Source organism: Limimaricola cinnabarinus (assembly GCF_047631075.1).
GTDB classification, from domain to species: Bacteria; Pseudomonadota; Alphaproteobacteria; order Rhodobacterales; family Rhodobacteraceae; genus Limimaricola; species Limimaricola cinnabarinus.
This window is the reverse complement of record NZ_JBLHYX010000016.1, coordinates 50,073-69,567: the sequence shown is the minus strand read 5'-3', so window position 1 is coordinate 69,567 and position 19,495 is coordinate 50,073. Positions and strand designations below refer to the sequence as shown.

22 protein-coding genes are annotated in these 19,495 nt (G+C 70.1%); 18 read left to right on the top strand and 4 right to left on the bottom strand.

What is annotated here, in order from left to right:
* The first annotated feature begins 13 nt into the window (after positions 1 to 13).
* The 5 genes from ACJASC_RS13490 (at position 14) to moaB (ending at position 4,328) form a co-directional block, all read left to right on the top strand.
* Positions 14 to 1,975 carry an OmpA family protein gene (locus tag ACJASC_RS13490; protein ID WP_415146487.1) on the top strand — a complete coding sequence of 654 codons (1,962 nt, stop codon included), beginning with the start codon at positions 14 to 16 and terminating at the stop codon, positions 1,973 to 1,975.
* Between the two features lie 9 nt (positions 1,976 to 1,984).
* Entirely contained in the window at positions 1,985 to 2,311 is a 327-nt protein-coding gene (locus ACJASC_RS13485; protein WP_021693643.1) for a hypothetical protein, read from the top strand.
* A gap of 81 nt (positions 2,312 to 2,392) precedes the next feature.
* Complete coding sequence (locus ACJASC_RS13480; RefSeq protein ID WP_415146486.1) at positions 2,393 to 3,181, top strand: uracil-DNA glycosylase; 789 nt, start codon at positions 2,393 to 2,395, stop codon at positions 3,179 to 3,181.
* Positions 3,178 to 3,798: a LysE family translocator gene (locus ACJASC_RS13475; RefSeq protein WP_415146485.1), complete on the top strand. Its 621-nt coding sequence runs from the start codon at positions 3,178 to 3,180 to the stop codon at positions 3,796 to 3,798. Before ACJASC_RS13480 ends, ACJASC_RS13475 begins: the two co-directional genes overlap by 4 nt.
* Positions 3,799 to 3,800: 2 nt before the next feature.
* Positions 3,801 to 4,328, top strand: a complete 528-nt coding sequence (moaB, locus tag ACJASC_RS13470; protein ID WP_415146484.1) for a molybdenum cofactor biosynthesis protein B — start codon at positions 3,801 to 3,803, stop codon at positions 4,326 to 4,328.
* Between the two features lie 12 nt (positions 4,329 to 4,340).
* Here moaB and ACJASC_RS13465 read toward each other — a convergent pair whose 3' ends face one another.
* Complete coding sequence (locus ACJASC_RS13465) at positions 4,341 to 5,135, bottom strand: protein-disulfide reductase DsbD domain-containing protein (RefSeq protein ID WP_415146483.1); 795 nt, start codon at positions 5,133 to 5,135, stop codon at positions 4,341 to 4,343.
* Positions 5,136 to 5,252: 117 nt separating this feature from the next.
* Between ACJASC_RS13465 and ACJASC_RS13460 the strand changes: the two genes are divergently transcribed.
* Positions 5,253 to 5,822 carry a YqgE/AlgH family protein gene (locus ACJASC_RS13460; protein WP_415146482.1) on the top strand — a complete coding sequence of 190 codons (570 nt, stop codon included), beginning with the start codon at positions 5,253 to 5,255 and terminating at the stop codon, positions 5,820 to 5,822.
* A gap of 97 nt (positions 5,823 to 5,919) precedes the next feature.
* Here ACJASC_RS13460 and ACJASC_RS13455 read toward each other — a convergent pair whose 3' ends face one another.
* Entirely contained in the window at positions 5,920 to 6,477 is a 558-nt protein-coding gene (locus tag ACJASC_RS13455; protein ID WP_415146481.1) for a TlpA family protein disulfide reductase, read from the bottom strand.
* A 24-nt stretch (positions 6,478 to 6,501) separates the two neighbouring features.
* On the opposite strand from ACJASC_RS13455, the gene argH reads away from it, so the two are divergent.
* From argH to ACJASC_RS13430, 5 genes are all read left to right on the top strand, one after another.
* Positions 6,502 to 7,890: an argininosuccinate lyase gene (gene argH / locus ACJASC_RS13450; protein WP_021693650.1), complete on the top strand. Its 1,389-nt coding sequence runs from the start codon at positions 6,502 to 6,504 to the stop codon at positions 7,888 to 7,890.
* Positions 7,887 to 8,015 (top strand): hypothetical protein, encoded by a 129-nt coding sequence (locus ACJASC_RS13445; protein WP_021693651.1) that lies wholly within the window; start codon positions 7,887 to 7,889, stop codon positions 8,013 to 8,015. Before argH ends, ACJASC_RS13445 begins: the two co-directional genes overlap by 4 nt.
* Positions 8,012 to 8,317, top strand: coding sequence for a DUF2834 domain-containing protein (locus tag ACJASC_RS13440; protein WP_415146480.1), 306 nt, complete (start codon positions 8,012 to 8,014; stop codon positions 8,315 to 8,317). Before ACJASC_RS13445 ends, ACJASC_RS13440 begins: the two co-directional genes overlap by 4 nt.
* 78 nt (positions 8,318 to 8,395) lie before the next feature.
* On the top strand, positions 8,396 to 9,661 hold the full coding sequence (lysA, locus tag ACJASC_RS13435; protein WP_415146479.1) for a diaminopimelate decarboxylase: 1,266 nt from the start codon (positions 8,396 to 8,398) through the stop codon (positions 9,659 to 9,661).
* A gap of 70 nt (positions 9,662 to 9,731) precedes the next feature.
* A complete protein-coding gene (locus ACJASC_RS13430; protein ID WP_415146513.1) occupies positions 9,732 to 12,284 on the top strand; it encodes a TIGR02302 family protein in 2,553 nt (850 codons plus the stop codon).
* Between the two features lie 26 nt (positions 12,285 to 12,310).
* Here the strand turns inward: ACJASC_RS13430 and ACJASC_RS13425 are convergent, their stop codons facing one another.
* Positions 12,311 to 13,876, bottom strand: a complete 1,566-nt coding sequence (locus tag ACJASC_RS13425) for a hypothetical protein (protein WP_415146478.1) — start codon at positions 13,874 to 13,876, stop codon at positions 12,311 to 12,313.
* A 205-nt stretch (positions 13,877 to 14,081) separates the two neighbouring features.
* Here ACJASC_RS13425 and ACJASC_RS13420 point away from each other — a divergent pair, with 205 nt between their 5' ends.
* Genes ACJASC_RS13420 through ACJASC_RS13405 form a run of 4 tightly spaced genes read left to right on the top strand, consistent with a single transcriptional unit; the run spans position 14,082 to position 17,015 of the window.
* Positions 14,082 to 14,756 (top strand): cell division ATP-binding protein FtsE, encoded by a 675-nt coding sequence (locus ACJASC_RS13420; RefSeq protein WP_021693656.1) that lies wholly within the window; start codon positions 14,082 to 14,084, stop codon positions 14,754 to 14,756.
* On the top strand, positions 14,753 to 15,661 hold the full coding sequence (locus ACJASC_RS13415) for a cell division protein FtsX (protein ID WP_415146477.1): 909 nt from the start codon (positions 14,753 to 14,755) through the stop codon (positions 15,659 to 15,661). Before ACJASC_RS13420 ends, ACJASC_RS13415 begins: the two co-directional genes overlap by 4 nt.
* Entirely contained in the window at positions 15,658 to 16,410 is a 753-nt protein-coding gene (locus ACJASC_RS13410; protein WP_415146476.1) for a lysophospholipid acyltransferase family protein, read from the top strand. Before ACJASC_RS13415 ends, ACJASC_RS13410 begins: the two co-directional genes overlap by 4 nt.
* Positions 16,410 to 17,015: a pyridoxamine 5'-phosphate oxidase family protein gene (locus tag ACJASC_RS13405; protein ID WP_415146475.1), complete on the top strand. Its 606-nt coding sequence runs from the start codon at positions 16,410 to 16,412 to the stop codon at positions 17,013 to 17,015. The genes ACJASC_RS13410 and ACJASC_RS13405 overlap by 1 nt, the downstream gene beginning before the upstream one ends.
* Before the next feature lie 52 nt (positions 17,016 to 17,067).
* Here the strand turns inward: ACJASC_RS13405 and ACJASC_RS13400 are convergent, their stop codons facing one another.
* Entirely contained in the window at positions 17,068 to 18,030 is a 963-nt protein-coding gene (locus tag ACJASC_RS13400) for an acetyl-CoA carboxylase carboxyltransferase subunit alpha (RefSeq protein ID WP_415146474.1), read from the bottom strand.
* Between the two features lie 128 nt (positions 18,031 to 18,158).
* Between ACJASC_RS13400 and ACJASC_RS13395 the strand changes: the two genes are divergently transcribed.
* The 3 genes from ACJASC_RS13395 to ACJASC_RS13385 are packed head-to-tail and all read left to right on the top strand — an operon-like array spanning position 18,159 to position 19,495.
* On the top strand, positions 18,159 to 18,674 hold the full coding sequence (locus ACJASC_RS13395) for a hypothetical protein (RefSeq protein WP_415146473.1): 516 nt from the start codon (positions 18,159 to 18,161) through the stop codon (positions 18,672 to 18,674).
* Positions 18,675 to 18,732: 58 nt separating this feature from the next.
* Positions 18,733 to 18,879, top strand: a complete 147-nt coding sequence (locus ACJASC_RS13390) for an aa3-type cytochrome c oxidase subunit IV (protein ID WP_415146472.1) — start codon at positions 18,733 to 18,735, stop codon at positions 18,877 to 18,879.
* 25 nt (positions 18,880 to 18,904) lie between these two features.
* Complete coding sequence (locus ACJASC_RS13385; protein ID WP_415146471.1) at positions 18,905 to 19,495, top strand: hypothetical protein; 591 nt, start codon at positions 18,905 to 18,907, stop codon at positions 19,493 to 19,495.

The window sequence follows — 19,495 nt, the reverse complement described above, 5'->3', positions numbered from 1 at the left end:
TTCCGGAGCCCGGATGCGCCTCCCACCCCTCGCCGCCGCCATCGCCGCCTTCGCCCTTGCCGGCGGGGTGTCGGCCATCGCCGCCCGCACCGCCGTCGTCGTGATCGAGGATGTCTCGGTCGAGCAGGTGCGCGATGCCCTCGCCGCGCAGGGCCATGACTGGGCAAAGGTGCAGGCCGACGGGCTGCAGGTGATCCTCGAAGGCGCGGCCCCGACCGAAGCGGTGCGGTTCCGCGCTATTTCGGCGGCGAGCGGCATCGTCGATGCCAGCCGGGTGATCGACAACATGCAGGTGGTCGAAGCCGAGACCCCGCCGCCGCCCGATTTCGCGATCGAGATCCTGCGCAACGACAGCGGCGTGTCGCTGATCGGGCTGATCCCGGCCGCAACCGACCGCGCCGCGCTGATCGAGATGGTGGAAGAGGCGGCCGGCGGCCTGCCCGTGTCGGATCTTCTCGACGTGTCCGACCATCCCGTGCCCGAAAAATGGCCCGCGGCGCTGCGCTACGCGGGCCGCGCGCTCCAGACGCTGCCGCATTCCAAGCTCTCGGTGCGGCCCGGCCGGGTCCGCATCGAAGCGATCTCCGACAGCCCCGAGGCGCAGCGCAAGCTCGAGACCGAGCTGGCGCGGCTCAAGCCAGACACGGTGCGGCTCGCGCTCAGGATCAGCGCGCCGCGCCCTGTGATCACGCCGTTCACCGCGCGCTTCGTGATCGACGAAGCCGGCGCGCGCTTCGACGCCTGCTCGGCCGACACGGCCGAGGCGATGGGCCGCATCACCGGCGCCGCCGAGGCGGCGGGCGCCGAAGCCGAGATCGACTGCACCCTCGGGCTCGGCGTGCCGTCGGGCCAGTGGGGCGAGGCGGTCGCGCGCGGCATCGCCGCGCTGGCCGAGCTTGGCGCGGGCAGCGTCACCTTCTCGGATGCGGATGTCTCCCTCGTCGCGGCGCAGGGCACCGACGCCGCGGCGTTCGAGCGCATCGCGGGGCGGCTCGAGAACGATCTGCCCGATCTCTTCGCGCTCGAAGCGGTGCTGCCCGAGGCCCCCGAGGCCCGTCCCGAGGGCGCGCCCGAGTTCGCCGCCACCCTTGCCAAGGACAAGCAGCTGCGCCTGTCGGGGCGGCTGGCCGACCAGCTCGCCAACACCACGGTCGAGAATTTCGCCCGTGCCCGGTTCGGCGGCGACGGTCTCGTGATGGCGACGCGCGTCACCGGCGGCCTGCCGGGAGACTGGTCGGTGCGGGTGCTGACCGGGCTCGAGGCGCTGTCGCTTCTGGCCGAGGGCGAGCTCGCGGTCGGCCCCGACAGCGTGTCGCTCACCGGTCTCACCGGACGCAAGACCGCGAGCGCCGACATCGCGCGGCTGATGGCCGACAAGCTGGGCCAAGGGGCCAGCTTCGACATCGACGTGGCGTATCGCGAATCGCTCGACCCGATCGCGGGGCTGCCCAGCCCCGAGGAATGCCTGCGCCAGATCGCCTTCGTCACCGCCGATACCAAGATCACCTTCGATGCGGGCTCGGCCTCGATCACCGCCGAGGCGCGTCCCGTGGTCGACGACATCGCCGAAATCGTGCGCCGCTGCCCGGAGCTGGAGATCGAGGTGGCGGGCTATACCGACAGCCAGGGCCGCGACGAGATGAACCTCGAACTGAGCCAGAAGCGCGCCGACGCGGTGGTCGAGGCGTTGCGCCGCGCCCGCGTGCCGGTGGCGGGCTTCACCCCCGTGGGATACGGCGAAGCCGATCCGATCGACGACAACGACACCTCGGCGGGCCGCGAGGCCAACCGCCGGATCGAGTTCCGGCTCAGCGGTGCGCAGAGCGAGGACGAGACCGCGTCGAACGACGACGAGGATGCCCCGGAGGGCGAAACGAGACCCGAGCCCGAGACCGCCGACGCCGACGCGCCGCAGGTCATGGACAGGCCCGCGACCGGCCCGAGGGCGCGGCCGTCCGACGCTTCAGACGAATAAGGACAGGACGTGAACAGAACCGAGTTCATCATCGCCACGGCGGTCATCCTCTTTGCCGCCTTCGCGCTCGGCTGGTTCGCCAGCTGGCTGGTGAACCGTTTCACCCGCGTCACCCGCGCCGATATCGGCGAGCTGGACCGCATGGCGCAATCGCTGCACGAGGCGGAGGAGACCCGCGATCAGGCGATCTCCTATGTCGAGGAGCGCGAGGCCGAGCTGACCGGCCAGTTGCGCCAGTCCGAGGCGGAACTGCGCGCTGCGATGGAGGCGCTGCGCGAGGCGCGCCACGAGGCCGAGGACCTGCGCGGCTGGATCGAACGGCACAACGACGCCTGATGCGTCCTCGCGGGGCCGCGCTCGCGCCGGGACGCAACAGCCCCCTGCCATCCCGCCGCGATCCGGCATAGCCTGCGCGGCATGGAATCGGCACTGGACTACTGGAGCGCGCGGGCGCTGCTCGACTGGCAGATCGAGATGGGCGCGGATGAGGCGATGCTCGACGCGCCCCTCGACCGCTATACGCTCACCGATGCGCGCCCCGCCATGGCCGCGACCAAGCAAGCGGCCCCTCACGCGCCCCCGCGGCTCGAAGAGCCCGATCCCGTGGCCATCGCCCGCGCCGCCGCCGACGCCGCGCCCGACTTGGAGGCGCTCGCCGACGCGATGGAAGGGTTCGAGTTCTGCGATCTCGGGCGCGGCGCGCGCAGCTTCGTCTTCGCGGGCGGGCGAGTGCAGGCCCGCGTCATGCTGCTCCTTGATCCGCCGCACCGCGAGGAGGACCGCGCGGGCGTGCCCGTGGCGGGCCCCGCCGCTGTGCTGCTCGAGCGGATGCTCGGCGCCATCGGTCTCTCCGTCGAGGCGCCAGATACCGACAGCGCGGTCTACATGGCCCCGGTCCTGCCATGGCGCAGCCCCGGCGACCGCGCGCCCGACCCCAAGGATCTCGCGATGATGCGGCCCTTTCTCGATCGGCACATCGAGCTGGCCGACCCGGAGATCCTCGTGGTGATGGGATCGGTCGCCTGCGCGGCGTTGATGAAGGGCGGCGGGCTGCACCGGCTGCGGGGCCGCTGGGACAAGGTGCTGGGCCGACCCGCCCTACCGATCTTCTCTCCCGCACATCTGATGGCCAACCCGCTCGCCAAGCGCGAGGCCTGGGCGGACCTTCTGCTGCTAAGGTCCCTGCTCGACGGAGAGGCGCGATGATCGACCCCCTCGTGCTTCTGGCTTTCGTCCCGGCGGCGCTGGCGCTCAACCTTACCCCCGGGGCCGACATGATGTTCTGCCTCGGGCAGGGCCTGCGTGGTGGGCCGCGCGCGGCGCTTGCCGCCGATGCGGGCATCGCGGTGGCGGTCCTTGGGCATGTGACGCTGGCGGGCCTGGGTCTCGGGGCCGCCGTGACGGCGATGCCATGGCTTTTCGATGCGATCCGCTGGATCGGGGTGGCCTATCTGGGCTGGCTTGCCTTCGCCACGCTGCGCGGCGGCCACGCGGCGCAGCAGGATCTTGGCACCATGCACCCCTCGCGCGTTTTCCGGCAAGGTTTCGTCGTCAACCTCACCAACCCCAAGGTGATCCTCTTCGTGCTGGCCTTCCTGCCGCAGTTCACCGACGCCGCGCGCCCCGTGCTGCCGCAGTTCCTCGCTCTCGGTGCCGTGCTGTCGCTGGGCGGGCTCATCGTCAATGGCGCGGTGGGCGTCTTCGCGGGCGGCGTCGGCCGCCGCCTTGCCGGCTCGGCGGCGTTCAACCGCTGGCTGGGACGCGTCTCGGCCTCGATCTTCGCCGGGCTGGCGCTACGGCTCGCTCTCCTGAACAAGGCCTGACCATGGACCGTGACTTTCTCCCCATCCGCATCGCCATCCTCACGGTGAGCGACACCCGCGACGCCGCCGACGACCGCTCCGGCGACACGCTGGTGGATCGGCTGACGGCCGCCGGGCACATCCTCGCTGCGCGCGACCTCCTGCGCGACGACCGCGCCGCCATCGCCGCCAAGCTCCGGGACTGGTGCGCCGACCCGGCCATCGACGTGGTCATTTCCACCGGCGGCACCGGCCTGACGGGCCGCGACGTGACGGTCGAGGCGCATCGCGACGTCTATGAAAAGGAGATCGACGCTTTCGGCACGGTCTTCACCATCGTCTCGATGAACAAGATCGGCACCTCGGCCGTGCAGAGCCGCGCCACCGGTGGTGTCGCGAACGGCACCTATCTCTTCGCCCTGCCCGGCAGCCCCGGCGCCTGCCGCGACGCCTGGGACGATATCCTCGAACGCCAGCTCGACTACCGCCACAAGCCCTGCAATTTCGTAGAGATCCTGCCCCGCCTCGACGAGCATTTGCGGCGCAAGTGAGGCGGCCCGCCCTCAGGCGGGCGCGCAACCTCGGAACTCGACCGCCTTGCCACCGCCGATCGCCGTGAGGACGAGGGCCGAGCGGTCGATCGCCACCGGGGCGCGGGCGATATGCGAAATGCGCGTGCTGGCGACGATGGCGCCGCCCTCGCGACGCAACTGCACCGGCGCGGCCCAGAGCGACGGATCGCCTGTCTCGATCACCACCGCCTCGGCGTCGGTCCCGGCGGGAAGCGTCGCGGTGAGCGACAGGCCGTCGGCACCGGGGGCGAAGGCGCAGCGCGCCGGATCGAGCCCCGCTTCGGCAGGCGTCTTCGCCCGGTCGGCCAACGCCAGCGCCAAGGCCGGATCGCGGCGCGCCCCGGTCGGAAGATCGGCCGAGAAATCGAGCGTCACCGGCACGCAGACATCCTGACACACGCCGATCTCGAGTTGGCCCGCGATCCGCATCGGGGCCCCCGTCCGCGCAGGCGCGATCGCGACCGGCAGCACCACCTGATCGGAGTAGCCATAGGTCTCGTAGCCGCCGATATGAAAGATCTCGGGCACCGGCCAGTGAAACGCCACCCCCGCGACGTTCTCGGAACCGCTCCAGTTTATCTGTGGCGGAATTCCCGCCTCGCCCGGCGCGCGCCAGTAGGTCTTCCAGCCCGGCGCGAGGGTGATCCGGAACCCGGCCATCTGCGTGCCATCCTCGGCCCGCCAGCCCGGCAGCATGTCGAGCCGCACGATGTCGTCCACCGGACCGGCAAGAGCTGCGACGGGCGTGGCGAGGGCAAGCAGGATGGCGAGCGGGGCAAGGGGCATGCGACAGGTCATGGGCGCATTGATGCCCCCGGTGCGGAGCGAAGGAAAGTCACGTCGCTGCGAGAGCCGCGTGCGCACCCCCTTGATCGTGCTGCCCGCGCACCACATTCTGAAAGCATGGAAGCCCTGAACCCCGATCTGAGCGGCAAGCTCCTCATCGCAATGCCCGGCATGGCCGATCCGCGTTTCGATCACGCGGTGATCTTCATCTGCGCCCATTCCGACGAAGGCGCGATGGGGCTCATCGTCAACAAGCCCGCAACCGAGGTGCGATTCTCGGATCTGCTGGAGCAGCTGGAAATCGCCTCCGATCCCGGCATACGCGACATCCGCGTGCATATCGGCGGCCCGGTCGAGGAGAGCCGCGGCTTCGTGCTGCACACGACCGACTATTCCTCGGACCAAGGCACGCTGCAGGTCGACGAGGGCACGGCGATGACGGCGACGCTCGACGTGCTGGAGGACATCGCACATGGGCGTGGGCCCAAATCCTCGCTTCTGGCGCTGGGTTATGCGGGCTGGGGGCCGGGTCAGCTCGAGGACGAACTGGCGCAGAACGGCTGGCTCATCGGCGAGGCGCAGCACGCGGTGGTCTTCGGCCGCGCCAACGAGCACAAGTGGTCCGCCGCGCTCAAAGGGCTCGGCATAGACCCGCTGAGCTTGTCGCCCACCTCGGGCACCGCCTGAGTAGCGACCGGCTCCGCCCGATCGACTGGAATATTTTCAGGGTGAAGCCGCCGCGACCTCGGGCCACTTCACTCCTGAAACTCTCGAATCTGGCGCCTCAACCATCCTGCCCTTGGGCAATCAGCGCCTCGACGATGGCGCGCGCGCTGTCGGAGGACCAGTCGGCCTCGCCCTGAAGCCGCCCGATCTCCTGCCCTCCGGCATCCAGAAGAAGCGTCACCGGAAGGCCCAGCACGCCCATGTCCCGCGCCAGCGCCTGCCGCGGGTCCTTGTGGCGCGGCAGGGCCTCGGCGCCGATTTCAGTGAGGAACCGCTCCATCCCGGCCGCATCATTACGGCCCGTGGCGATGGTGACGACCTCGAAATCCTCGCCGCCATATTCGTCCTGCAGCGCCGCGAGCTGCGGCATCTCGATCCGGCAGGGCGCGCACCACGTGGCCCAAAAGTTCACCAGCACCGGCTTGCCCTCGTAATCGGCGAGCGTGATCTCACCGCCATCCTCGCTCTCGAAAGGCACGTCCGAGCCGCGCTGCGGTTCGGCATGCACCGCGAGCTTGCGCATGTCGCCCTCGCGCAGGGCCTCGATGTCGGCGGGGGCGGCGTTTGCAAGGCTCGTTGCCGCCATGTAAAGACCGATGAGAACGACGCTGCGCATGTGACTTCCTTCAAGGACGATAGAATGACCGAGAGCTCCAACGCGATGTGGGGCGGCCGTTTCGCCGCCGGGCCGGACGCGATCATGGAGGCGATCAACGCCTCGATCGGCTACGACCGGCGTCTTGCGCCGCAGGACATCGAAGGATCCCGGGCCCATGCCGCGATGCTCGCGGCGCAGGGCATCATCGAGCCTAAGGATGCGGAAACGATCAGGGAAGGCCTTCTCACGGTCTTGTCAGAGATCGAAGCCGGCAGTTTCGAATTCTCGACCGCGCTCGAGGACATCCACATGAATGTCGAGGCGCGGCTCAAGCAGTTGATCGGCGAGCCTGCGGGGCGCCTGCACACGGCGCGGTCGCGCAACGATCAGGTCGCGACCGACCTGCGGCTCTGGGTGCGCGATCAATGCGACACCGCGCAGGACGCGCTCACCGCGCTGATCGAGGCGCTGCTCGGACAGGCCGAGGCCGGGGCCGATTGGGTGATGCCCGGCTTCACCCATCTGCAGACCGCGCAGCCCGTCACCTGGGGCCATCACATGATGGCTTATGTCGAGATGTTCGGCCGCGATCGAACCCGTTTCGCCAATGCGCGCGCGCTGATGAACGAAAGCCCCCTCGGGGCTGCGGCTCTCGCCGGGACCTCCTTTCCGATCGACCGCGAGGCGACGGCGCAGGCGCTCGGCTTCGACCGGCCCATGGCCAACAGCCTCGATGCCGTGTCGGACCGCGACTTCGCGCTCGAATTCCTGTCCTCGGCGACGATCTGCGCCATGCACCTGTCGCGCCTCGCCGAGGAGCTGGTGATCTGGTCCTCGGCGCAGTTCCGCTTCGTCGCCATGTCCGACCGCTGGTCCACCGGCTCCTCGATCATGCCGCAAAAGCGCAACCCCGACGCCGCCGAGTTGATCCGCGCCAAGATCGGCCGCATCCTCGGCGCCAATGTCGCGCTGCTCACGGTGATGAAGGGGCTGCCGCTCGCCTATGGCAAGGACATGCAGGAGGACAAGGAGCAGGTCTTCGACGCCGCCGACAACCTGATGCTGTCGCTCGCCGCAATGACCGGGATGATCGCCGACATGACCGCGCAGCCCGACAATCTGCGCGCCGCCGCGGCCTCGGGCTTTTCCACCGCCACCGACCTCGCCGACTGGCTGGTGCGGGCGCTGGGCCTGCCCTTCCGCGACGCGCACCACGTCACCGGATCTCTGGTGGCGCGGGCCGAGGAAAAGGGCTGCGACCTTCCCGACCTCACGCTCGATGACATGAAGGCCGTGCATGACGGCATCACCGATGAGGTGTTCGGCGTGCTGACAGTCGAGAACTCGGTCGCCTCGCGCACCGCCTATGGCGGCACCGCACCCGCCAATGTCCGCGCCCAGATCGCGCGCTGGCGGGACGCGCTGAAGTGAGGCTGGCGCTTCTGGCGCTGGCGCTGCTGGCGGGCTGCGGCGCAGGCGGCGCGCCCGAGGCACCGGGCGCGGTGCTGGAGTATGGCGAGACCGACACCGGCCGTCGCCTCGGGGTCGCGCCGTGAGGTGGGTCTGGCTGGCGCTGGCGGTCTGGGGCGCGCTGCACCCGCTGCGCTGGTTCATCGTCTGGGTCGCTCAGAACGGCTACTCCCTGTCCGGGCTCTTTTCCGCGTGGCGGGCCAACCCGGCCACCACGGGGCTGCTGTGGGATGCGACCATCGCCGCCGTGGCGCTCGTCCTGTGGATCCTGTCGGAGGTGCGCGTGCGCCGCAACTGGGAGGCGCTGCTGGCGATCCCGGCGACGCTGCTGATCGGCGTGGGCTGCGGCCTGCCGCTCTACCTGTTCCTGCGCACCCGGCCGCTCTGATCCGGCTCCATCGCGGGGCTTGGGATCGCGGCACGATCTGCTAAGACGCGGCGGACCCATTCCAGCGGAGCCGAGACCTTGGACCATTTCCTCTATCGCAACGGCCAGCTCATGGCCGAGGACGTCGCCATTTCCGAGATCGCGGCCTCGGTCGGCACGCCGGTCTATGTCTATTCCTCGGCCACCCTGCTGCGGCACCTGAAGCTCTTCGAAGACGCGCTCGACGGGATGCCGCATCTGGTGTGCTTCGCGGTCAAGTCGCTCGGCAATGTCGCGGTGCTCAAGCTTCTGGCCGAGGCCGGGGCCGGGATGGACATCGTCTCGGGCGGCGAATACGCCCGCGCCCGTGCCGCCGGCGTGCCGGGCGAGCGCATCGTGTTCTCGGGCGTCGGCAAGACCCGCGACGAGATGCGCATGACGCTGGAGGGCGGCATCCGCCAGTTCAACGTCGAGAGCGAGCCCGAGCTTCTGGCGCTCTCGGACGTGGCCAGCGCGCTGGGCCGGACCGCGCCCATCACCATCCGCGTGAACCCCGACGTGGATGCGAAGACCCACGCCAAGATCGCCACCGGCAAATCCGAGAACAAGTTCGGCATCCCGATCGCCCGCGCCCGCGAGGTCTATGCCATGGCGGCAAAGCTGCCGGGCATCGAGGTGATCGGCATCGACGTGCATATCGGCAGCCAACTGACCGAGCTCGCGCCCTTCGAGGCGGCCTTCACCAAGGTGGCCGAGCTGACTGAAACGCTGCGCGCCGACGGGCATGACATCCGCCGCCTCGATCTCGGCGGTGGCCTCGGCATCCCCTACGAGCGGGTGAACGAGGCGCCGCCGCTGCCCTTCGATTATGGCGCGCTGATCCGGCGCACCGTCGGGCATCTGGGCTGCGAGATCGAGATCGAGCCGGGGCGCCTCGTGGCGGGGAACGCGGGCCTTTTGGTGAGCCGTGTCACCTATGCCAAGTCCGGCGAAGGCCGCGATTTTCTCATTCTCGACGCCGCGATGAACGACCTCATCCGCCCTGCCATGTACGAGGCGCATCACGACATCGTGCCGGTGATCGAACCCGAGGCCGGGGCCGAGACCAGGCCATGGGACATCGTCGGCCCCGTCTGTGAGACCGGCGACACCTTCGCGCGGGGCCGCGAGCTACCACCTGTGGGCGAAGGCGATCTGGTGGCGTTCCGCTCCGCCGGGGCCTACGGCTCGGCCATGGCGAGCGAATACAACGCCCGACCGCTGGTGCCCGAGGTGCTGGTGCAGGGCGATCAATTCGCGGTTATTCGCCGCCGTCCGAGCTATGAGGAAATGATCGCGCGCGATAGCATTCCCGAATGGCTATGATGGAGACGGACCCACCGCGCCTCGACGCGCCGCACGGAGCACCGGCACCCTGACCGAGACACGCGATCCCCTGTCGCATCTGAAACGCCCCGTCGCGCTCACCCGCGCCGGGATGGTTGCCGAACGCCTGCTGCGCGCCTTCTGGCCACTCTGGACGGTGATCGCCCTCGCGCTGGCGCCGCTGATCGCGGGCTGGCAGGATCGGCTGCCGGTCGAGGCGTTCTGGGGCTGGGGGGTGCTGGCGATCTTGGGCGCGCTCGGGGGGCTGGGCTGGGGGCTATGGCGGTTTCGCTGGCCCTCGCGCGCCGCCGCCATCGACCGGCTCGACCGCAGCTTGCCGGGCCGCCCGGTCTCGGCCCTGACCGATGCGCAGGCGACCGGGCGCGGCGATGTGGGCGCGGAGGCGCTTTGGGCCGCGCATCTGGCGCGGATGCGCGCGCGCAGCGAAGACGCGCCCGCCGCCCGCCCGGATCTGCGCCTCGCCGCGCGCGATCCCTTCGGCCTGCGCTATATCGCGCTGCTGTTTCTCGTGGTGGCGCTGCTGTTCGGCTCGGTCTGGCGGCTGGGCAGCGTCGGCAGCCTTGCCCCGGGCGGCGGTGATGCCTTGGCGCAGGGCCCGGTCTGGGAAGGCTGGATCGAACCGCCCGCTCATACCGGCCAGCCGGTGCTCTACCTGCCCGACCAGCCACCCGGACCGCTCGCGGTCCCGGTGGGCAGCACCATCACCTTGCGGCTTTACGGGCAGGTCGGGGCGCTGACCCTGTCCGAGACCGTCTCGGGGCGCACCGACGAGGTTCCGGCCGCCTCCGACCCGGCCCAGAGCTTTGTCGTGGCACGCGACGGAGAGATCCGTGTCAACGGGCCAGGTGGCGCGGAGTGGCAGCTTCGCGCGATCCCCGACGCGACGCCGCGGGTCTCGATCGCGGGCCCGGTCGAGACCGCCGGGCTGGGGCAGATGACCCTGCCCTTCCGGGCGAGCGACGATCATGGCGTCGTCTCGGGCAGCGCCACGATCACGCTCGACGCCGAAGGGGTCGAGCGCCGCCACGGGCTGAGCACCGCCCCGGACCCACGCCCTGCGCTGACCGTCGATCTGCCGATGCCCTATACTGGCGACCGCGCCGAATTCGAGGAGATCCTCGCGGGCGATTTCTCTGAGCATCCCTTCGCCAACCTGCCCGTGCGGATCACCCTCGATGTGACCGACGCGGCGGGCCAGACCGGCGCGTCGGAGCCCTATCCGACCACCCTGCCCGGTCGCCGCTTCTTTCAGCCGGTGGCCCGCGCCGTGGCCGAGCAGCGGCGCGATCTCTTGTGGTCGCGCGCCAATGCGGGCCGCGTCGTCGACCTGCTGCGCGCCGTGTCGCATCGCCCCGACGAGGTGTTTCCGGACCGCGCCACCTATCTGCGGCTGCGCGTGGCGCTGCGCCGTCTCGACCGGGCCCACCGGGCACCCGAGGGGCTGTCGGCCGAGACGCAGGAGGAGATCGCGCAGGCGCTGTGGGATCTCGCCGTGCAGCTCGAGGACGGCACGCTGGCGGATGCCCGGGCGCGCCTGCAGCGCGCGCAGGAACGTCTGGCGCAGGCGATGCGCGACGGGGCCAGCGCCGACGAGATCGCCGAGCTGATGGACGAGCTGCGCGCCGCGACCGAAGATTACCTCGCCATGCTGGCCCAGAACGCGCAGCCCCCCGAGGACGGCACCGACGAGCCGCAGGCCAGCCAAGGCGAGAGCATGCAGGTCACGCAGGACGAGCTGCAGGCGCTGATGGACCGGATTCAGGAGCTGATGGAAGAGGGCCGCATGGCCGAGGCGGCGGAGCTTATGGAGCAGCTCAACCGGATGATGGAGAACCTGCAGGTCGCACAGGGCGAAGGCGGCTCGGGCCCGTCGACGCCGGGCCAGCGTTCGATGCAGGAGCTTCAGGACAGCTTGCGTGACCAGCAGGAGTTGTCGGACGAGGCCTTCCGTCAGCTGCAGGACCGCTTCAACGGCCGTGATCCAGGGCAACAACAGGGTCAGGGTCAACCGGGGCAGCAATCCGGTCAGCCGCCGGGTCAACCTGGTCAAGGACAGCCCGGCCAGGGCCAACCCGGTGAAGGCCAGAACCAGCAGCCCGGCGGCGAGGGCAGCCTCGCGGACCGCCAGCAGGCACTGCGCGACGAGCTGGCGCGCCAGCGTGGGGCTTTGCCGCGCCTTGGTGGCGAGGCGGGCGAACGGGCGGGCGCGGCGCTCGACCGGGCGGGCCGCGCCATGGACGAGGCCGAGGAGGCGCTGCGTGCCGACGATCTGGCCCGCGCAATCGACCGGCAGGCCGAGGCCACCGAGGCGCTGCGCGGCGCGGCGCGCGAACTGGGCGAGGCGCTGGCGCGCGGCGACAGCGAGACACCGGATCAGCCGGGACAGGGCGCGCAGCCGGGCGACGGCGCGGGCGGCCGCGACCCGCTGGGTCGTGACACCGCCGACCGTGGCGGCGTCGGCTCCCAGGAGGACATGCTCGACGGGACCGATCCGGCCCGCCGGGCCGAGGAGCTTCTGGGCGAGATCCGCCGCCGCGCCGCCGAGCGCGAACGCTCGCAGGCCGAGCGCGATTACCTCGAACGGCTGCTCGACCTGTTCTGATCGCACACGCCTCGACCCGGCGTGCCTTAGCCGATCGTGTCGAGCAGGCCGCGCAGCCACGTGTCGAGCCGACCGCGCAACCCGTCGACCGCCATGGCATAGCTTTCGAGCGGGCCTTCGAGCGGCGGCAGCGCAGCGCCGATGCGCCCGGCATGGCCATAGATCAGCGCCAGACCCACTGCGATCAGCAGCACCGTGCCGAACCCCAGCCGGAACCCGCGACCGCGCTGCACGTCGGTATTTTCGGTCGACCGGGGCGGACCGCTTCGCATCGCGGTGCTGCGCAGGCTGGAGTTGATCTCCTCGATGTCGGGCAGCAGGTCGCGCCGCGTCACCGCCCCGGTCGAGGCGGCGGCCATGCTTGCGCGCTCCCGCGCGGTCTCATGCGCGGTGACCGGAGCTGGGGGCGTGGGCGCCTCCGCCGTATCAGCGAGATCGCCGTGATTCTCGCGATCCTCGTCATCGAAAGCCCCATGCGCAACGTCACCCTGCAAAGGCAGGTCCGGGCGATGGGGGTCCGACGCGCCGACCTCTTCCAGATCTTCGGCGGAGAGGCTGGCCATCAGGATCGGATCGGCGAGATCCTCTTCCTCCTCGTTCGCCCGGTCGTCCTCGTCCCCCTCGTCTTCGTACCCGTCTTCGTCGTTGAACTCGTGCTCATACCCGCGCTCGCGCTCGAAGCCGTGCTCGGAGTCCTCGTCATCCTCATCCGGCCCGCCCAAGGCTTCGCCTCGAACCACGACCGGCTCATCGCGGAGGCCGGGCTCCCCCTGCTCCATCAAGTCGTCCGGGACAGGATCGTCCGACGCGTCGGCCTCGCCGATGTCATCATCCTCCTCCCCGACATCCACACCTTCGGCGTCGCGCTCCTGCGCTTCGTCCGGGCGGGATGCGGCGGGCGTGGGATCGGGCAGGTCCTCGTGGGCGATTTGCGTCAGATCGATCTCGTCGTCTTCCTCCCATAGATCGCGGCTGTCGATGCGCGATGGAACGGGGGCCGCAGACGCGCTTGCCGACAGGACCGCGGCAAAGTCGATCTCCTCTTCGTCCTCCGCCTCGTCGAAGGGGTCGAAGCGTGGCTCGGCCTCCGGGGGCGTTGCGTCGTCGGGGGCGTCAGACGCGCGCAGAGCCTCGGTGACCTCATCCAGATGCCGGTCGAAATTGTCCGGCGCGCCCTCCTTCGTCCCTTCGGCGATATGAGGAGCCTCGGCCTGCGGGTCATCCTCGTCATCTTCGTCGGGCAGTTCCCCCGCCTCGCGAAGATCCCGCCCCGCTTCGGCCTCCATGACCGCCGCTGGATCGTCTTGTTCCGTATCGGTTTCTCGATCCGCTTCGAACGGCACGCTGGGCGCATCGGCAGCGGCTTCCGCGGTTTCCGGCTCCGCGGCCCCTCCCCGGCGGCGCGCCGCGGCCTCGCGCTCGGCCTCGGCACGCAGGATCTCGGCGATCTCCGGGGTGATCGTGCTGCGGGGCGCGGGCGCGGCGGCCCCGGTATCGGCCTTGCTCTCGGGCTGGGGTGTGGCGAGCCATGTGAGCCCGCAATTCGAGCACTGCACGTCGCGCCCCTCGGTCGGGACGGCGTCGCGGGCCACCTCGTACTGGGCTCCGCAATTCGGGCAGGTCAATCGCATCCGTCTCATCCCCTCGCGCCCGGGCAGGGCCACTGCCGGGCCAACCTAGCGGCCCGCCGCCGTCGCGCCAAGAACGCGCGATGCGCAGGCGGCGCGGCTGATGCAGCGCTGCAATTGCAACCCCGGCCCCGGTCGGGCAGAAGGGGGACGCAACAGGGGGCAGCAGGTGATCGAGCTTCGGGACGTGGCCTATAGTTATGGCGGCGGAGAGTTGTTCTCCGGCCTGTCGCTCTCGCTTGCGCCGGGGTCGTTCCACTTCCTCACCGGGCCCTCCGGCGCGGGCAAGACGACGCTCCTGAAGCTGTGCTACGGAGATCTGGTGCCCACCTCGGGCGAGGTCGCGCTGTGGGATGAGGCCACGACGGGCATGGCGCGCGACGCGCTGGCGCTCAACCGCCGCCGCATCGGCGTGGTGCATCAGGATTGTCAGTTCCTCGACCATCTTCCGTTGCGCGACAACGTGGCGCTGCCGCTCACCGTCGCGGGCCGTCACCACGAGGCCGAGGCCTACCTGCCCGATCTGCTCGGCTGGGTCGGGCTGACGCGCCATGCGAACCGCCGTCCGCCGGAGCTTTCAGGCGGCGAGCGGCAGCGCGCGGCGCTGGCACGCGCCGTGATCATGTCGCCCGAGGTGATCATCGCCGACGAGCCCACCGGCAACATCGACTGGGAGATGTCGCAACGCCTGCTGGCGCTTCTGGTCGAACTCAATCGCATGGGCAAGGCGGTGCTGGTCGCCACGCATGACATGAACCTGATCCGCGCCGCCAAAGCGCAGGTCGCGGTGCGCACGCTCAGGCTCAAGGATCGCCAGCTTCTCGCTGCGGGGGCCGAACTGTGAAGCGCGCGTTCTGGACCGCGCTGTCGTTTCTGGCAGGTGACGTGCAGGCCGATCGCAGCGTACCGCCCACCGGTTTCACCGCGCGGCTGACGCTGTTCACCGCCGCCGCCATGGCGCTGCTGGCGGTCTTCGCGCTGTCGCTGTCTCTGGCGAGCGCGCGGCTCGCCGCGCGCTGGTCCGACGATCTGGCGCAAAGCTCGACGCTCAGGATCTCGGCCCCGGCCGAACAGATGGCCGCGCAGACCGCCGCGGCGCTCGAGGTGCTGCGCACCACGCCGGGCATCGCCTCGGCCCGGGCACTCACCCAGGAAGAGGAACAGGCCTTGCTCACCCCATGGTTCGGACCGGACCTGCCGCTCGGCGCGCTGCCGATCCCCCAGCTGATCGAGATCAACGAACAGGGCGGCGGCTATGACGCCACCGGGCTGCGCGCCCGACTGCAGGCCGAGGTGCCAGGCGCCGTGCTCGACGATCATACCCGCTGGCGCGAACCGCTTGTCGCCGCCGCCGGCAAGCTGCGGGGCCTCGGGGCGCTCGCGATCGTGCTGATCGGCGCCTCGACGGCGGCGATGATCACGCTGGCGGCGCAATCGGCGCTCTCGGCCAACGCGCAGGTGATCCGGGTTCTGCGGCTGGTCGGCGCGCGCGACAGCTACATCGCACGCGCCTTCGTGCGTCGCTTCACCCTGCGCGCCCTGTCGGGTGCGGCGGTGGGCACGCTTCTGGGTGCAGTGCTGGTGGCGCTGCTGCCCGGCGGCGCGCAAGGCGGCGACAGCTTCCTGACCGGCATCGGGTTTTCGGGGGGCGACTGGCTCTGGCTCGTGCTGATCCCGCCGCTGACCGCCGCCGTAGCCTTCGCCGCCACGCGCGGTGCCGCCCGCCGCATGCTGGAGCGTCAGTCATGAGCGGGTTGGCTTATGGCTGGCGCTGGCTGCGCAGCCTGCTGTTCAACGGCCTGATCTATGCCGCGATGCTGCCGATCGGGCTGGCCTATACCCCTTGGGCGATCCGGAGCCGCGACGGCGCGGTGGCGGCGGCGCATCTGTGGTGCCGTTTCGTCGTCTGGCTGGCGCGGGTGCTCGTCGGGCTGCGCTGCGAGGTGCGCGGCGCGCCGCCCACGGGCGAGGTGATGATCGCCGCGAAACATCAGAGCTTTCTCGACATCATCCTGATCTACGGCGCGGTGCCGCGCGGGCGCTTCATCATGAAGAAAGAGCTGGTCTACACGCCGGTGCTGGGCCAGATTGCGCTGCGCATGGGCTGCGTGCCGGTCGACCGGGGCCGCCGTGGCGCCGCGATGAAGCAGATGATGGCCGAGGTGCGCGCGGGCCGCGCCGATCCGGGCCAGCTCATCATCTACCCGCAGGGCACCCGCGTGCTGCCGGGGGTCGACGCGCCCTACAAGACGGGCACCGCCGCCATCTACCGCGAGCTGGGCCAGCCCTGCGTACCGGTGGCCTGCAATGTCGGCCTGTTCTGGCCCCGGCGCGGTGTGCTGCGCCGCCCCGGCACCGCCATCATCGAGTTCCTGCCCGAGATCCCGCCGGGACTGCCGCCCTCCGCATTCATGAAGCAGCTCGAGGCCGTGATCGAGCCGCGCTCGAACGCGCTCATGGCCGAGGCCGGGTTTCCCCTCTCGGTGAAGGAGGCATGATGCGCATCGTCGAAAGCATCGAGGCACTCGAAGCCCTTTACGAGCGCAAGCCCTCGGGGGCCGCCCTCGACAAGGTGACCGACCGGCTGACACCGGGCCAGTCGGCATGGATCGCCGCGTCGCGGTTCTGCATCCTCAGCACCGTGGGCCCCGAAGGCATCGACGCCAGCCCGCGCGGCGACGACGGCCCGGTGGTGCAGATCATGGACAGCCAGACGCTGCTGCTGCCCGACTGGCGCGGCAACAACCGTATGGATTCGCTGCGCAACATCATCCGCGACGGCCGGGTAAGCCTGATGTTCCTCGTCCCCGGCGCCACCAGCGTCATGCGCGTCAATGGCCGCGCTGTGCTAAGCTGCGACGACGCGATCACCGGGCGCTTTGCCCAAGGCGACACGCATCCGCGTTCGGTGATCGTGGTGACGGTGAACGAGGTCTATCCGCAATGCGCCCGCGCGGTGCTGCGCGCGGGTCTGTGGACCCGCGGCGACGAGAGCGGCGCGCTGCCCAGCGTCGGCGAGCTGGTGGCCGAGGCCAAGGCGGGGTTCGACGGCGCGGCCTATGACACCGAGTGGCCGGAGCGGGCGAAGACGACCATGTGGTAAGGCCCGGCGTTCCGGCCGGGCCTCGGGCCGTTCTTGCGCTAGGCGGCGTGCCTCAGGCAGCCAGCCCCTTGGAGCCGAGATCGAGGTATTTCTTGCGGCGGTCGGCGCGGATCGCCTTGCCGTCCATGCCCTTGAGCTCATCGAGCATCTTGCCGATCTCGCGGCCCACGGCGTCGATCGCCGTGTCCACGTCGCGATGCGCGCCGCCCAGCGGCTCGGCGACGATCCGGTCGCAGACGCCCAGCTCCTTGAGCTCCTGCGCGGTCAGGCGCAGCGCCTCGGCGGCCTCGCGCATCTTCTCGGCGTCCTTCCACAGGATCGAGGCGCAGCCCTCGGGCGAGATCACCGAGTAGATCGAATGCTCCAGCATCGCCACGCGGTTGGCCGTGGCGAAGGCCACCGCGCCACCAGAGCCGCCCTCGCCGATGATCACGGAGACCAGCGGCACCTCCAGTTGCAGGCATTTCTCGGTCGAGCGCGCGATCGCCTCGGACTGGCCGCGCTCCTCGGCACCCTTGCCGGGATAGGCGCCGGGCGTGTCCACGAGCGTCACCACCGGCAGGCCGAAGCGATGCGCGAGGTCCATCAGGCGGATCGCCTTGCGATAGCCCTCGGGGCGGGCCATGCCGAAATTGCGCTCGATCCGGCTCTTGGTGTCATGACCCTTCTCGTGGCCGATCACCACCACCGGGCGGCCGTCGAGGCGCGCCAGACCGCCCATCACCGAATGATCGTCGGCAAAGTTGCGATCGCCCGCGAGCGGCGTGTACTCGGTGAAGAGGCGCTCGATGTAATCCTTGCAATGCGGCCGCTCGGGATGGCGCGCGACCTGGCATTTCCGCCAGGGCGTCAGGTTGCCATAAAGCTGGACCAGCATGTCGTGGCCCTTGCGGTCGAGCGCCGCGGCCTCCTTCTCGACATCCATCTCGGGGCTGCGCCGCGCCAGAGCCCGCAGTTCCTCGGCCTGGCCCTCGATCTCGGCGAGCGGCTTTTCGAATTCGAGATAGATGGTCATGCGAAGGCCCCTGCGGTTGCGCGTCGGTGCGTATATGACGCGTCGGGAGGCCCCGTGCAACTCGCCGCCGCTTGACGCGGGGCGCGGGCGTGCCACCCTACGGCTTCCGCCCCGAGGAAAGGACTGTCATGGCCGACGACATCATCGCCACCGCCGCCGAGGCGCTGGAGGCCGAGGCCCTGCCCCGGCTGCGCGAGGTCCATGCGGGCGAAGGCGCGCAGACCGACGCGCAGGTGCTGCCGCCCGCGCTGCGCAAACCCGCGCAGGGCAAGAGCCCGGCGCGCTGGGCCTATGAGCGGCTGATCCACTACATCAAGCGCTTCGAGGACGGGCTTGCGCCGGGCGAGGAGGTCGCGATGGCGATGACCGGCGGGCATTCGGGCGTGCTGCGCATTCAGGGCATGGGCTATTTCGATCCCGACATCGTGACCTTCTATGGCACTGACCCAAGCGGGGCCAAGACGCAGCTGATCCAGCACGTCACCCAGCTTTCGGTGATCTTGCGCGCCCTGCCCCGGCCGCGCCCCGAAACGCCGCCCGAACGCATCGGCTTCCAGCTTGCGCGGGAGCTGGAGGAGGACGAAATCGAGAGCGGGGAGGAGACGACGCCACAGGGACCCGATGCCGCGCCCGAGACATCGTGACAAGGGGCGGGATTCGGGCTAACTCCCGGCCCGATACGCCAGATGCGAGGAGCCCCAGATGGCCGACGATCAGCACCACCATGTTCCCGGAACCATGGACATCACCGATCAGGAAAGAACCTATGAGGGCTTCGTCAAGTTGACGATCCGCACGGTGATCGCGATCATCGTCGCCCTGATCCTGCTCGCTCTGGTCAACGCCTGATCATATGCAGCGGCGCGCGTTTCTCATGGCCGCGCCGCTGGCGCTGGCAGGCTGCGGCAGCGGCGAAGCTGTCTGGGCGCCGGAAGCCGACGTGCTTCGGGCCCGCTATCGGCATGAAGGTCCGCCTGCCCTCACGCTGTTCACGGTCAACAACCTCGGCACCGGCAACGGCGCGCATACCGCGCTGTTGATCAATGCCAGCCAAAGGGTGCTGTTCGATCCGGCCGGAAGCTATGCTCACCCGTCGATCCCCGAGCGCAACGACGTGCTGTTCGGGATGACCCCGCAGGTGGTGGCGAGCTACGTCTCCTATCACTCGCGCGCCTCCTACGTGACGGTTGAGCAATATCTCGAAGTGCCCGCCGCCACCGCCGAGACGGCGCTGCGGCTGGCACTGGCGGCGGGACCCACGGCGCAGGCCTACTGCACCCGCGCCACCTCGCGGCTTCTGGGGCAGCTGCCCGGCTTCGAAGGCCTCGGGACGACATGGTTTCCCGACAAACTGATGGCCCGGTTCGGCACGCTGCCCGGCGTGGTGACGACAGAGCACAATGAGAACGACAGCGACAGCCTGCGCGACGCCAGCCGCGCCGTTGCGCGTCAACTGGAAGGCTGA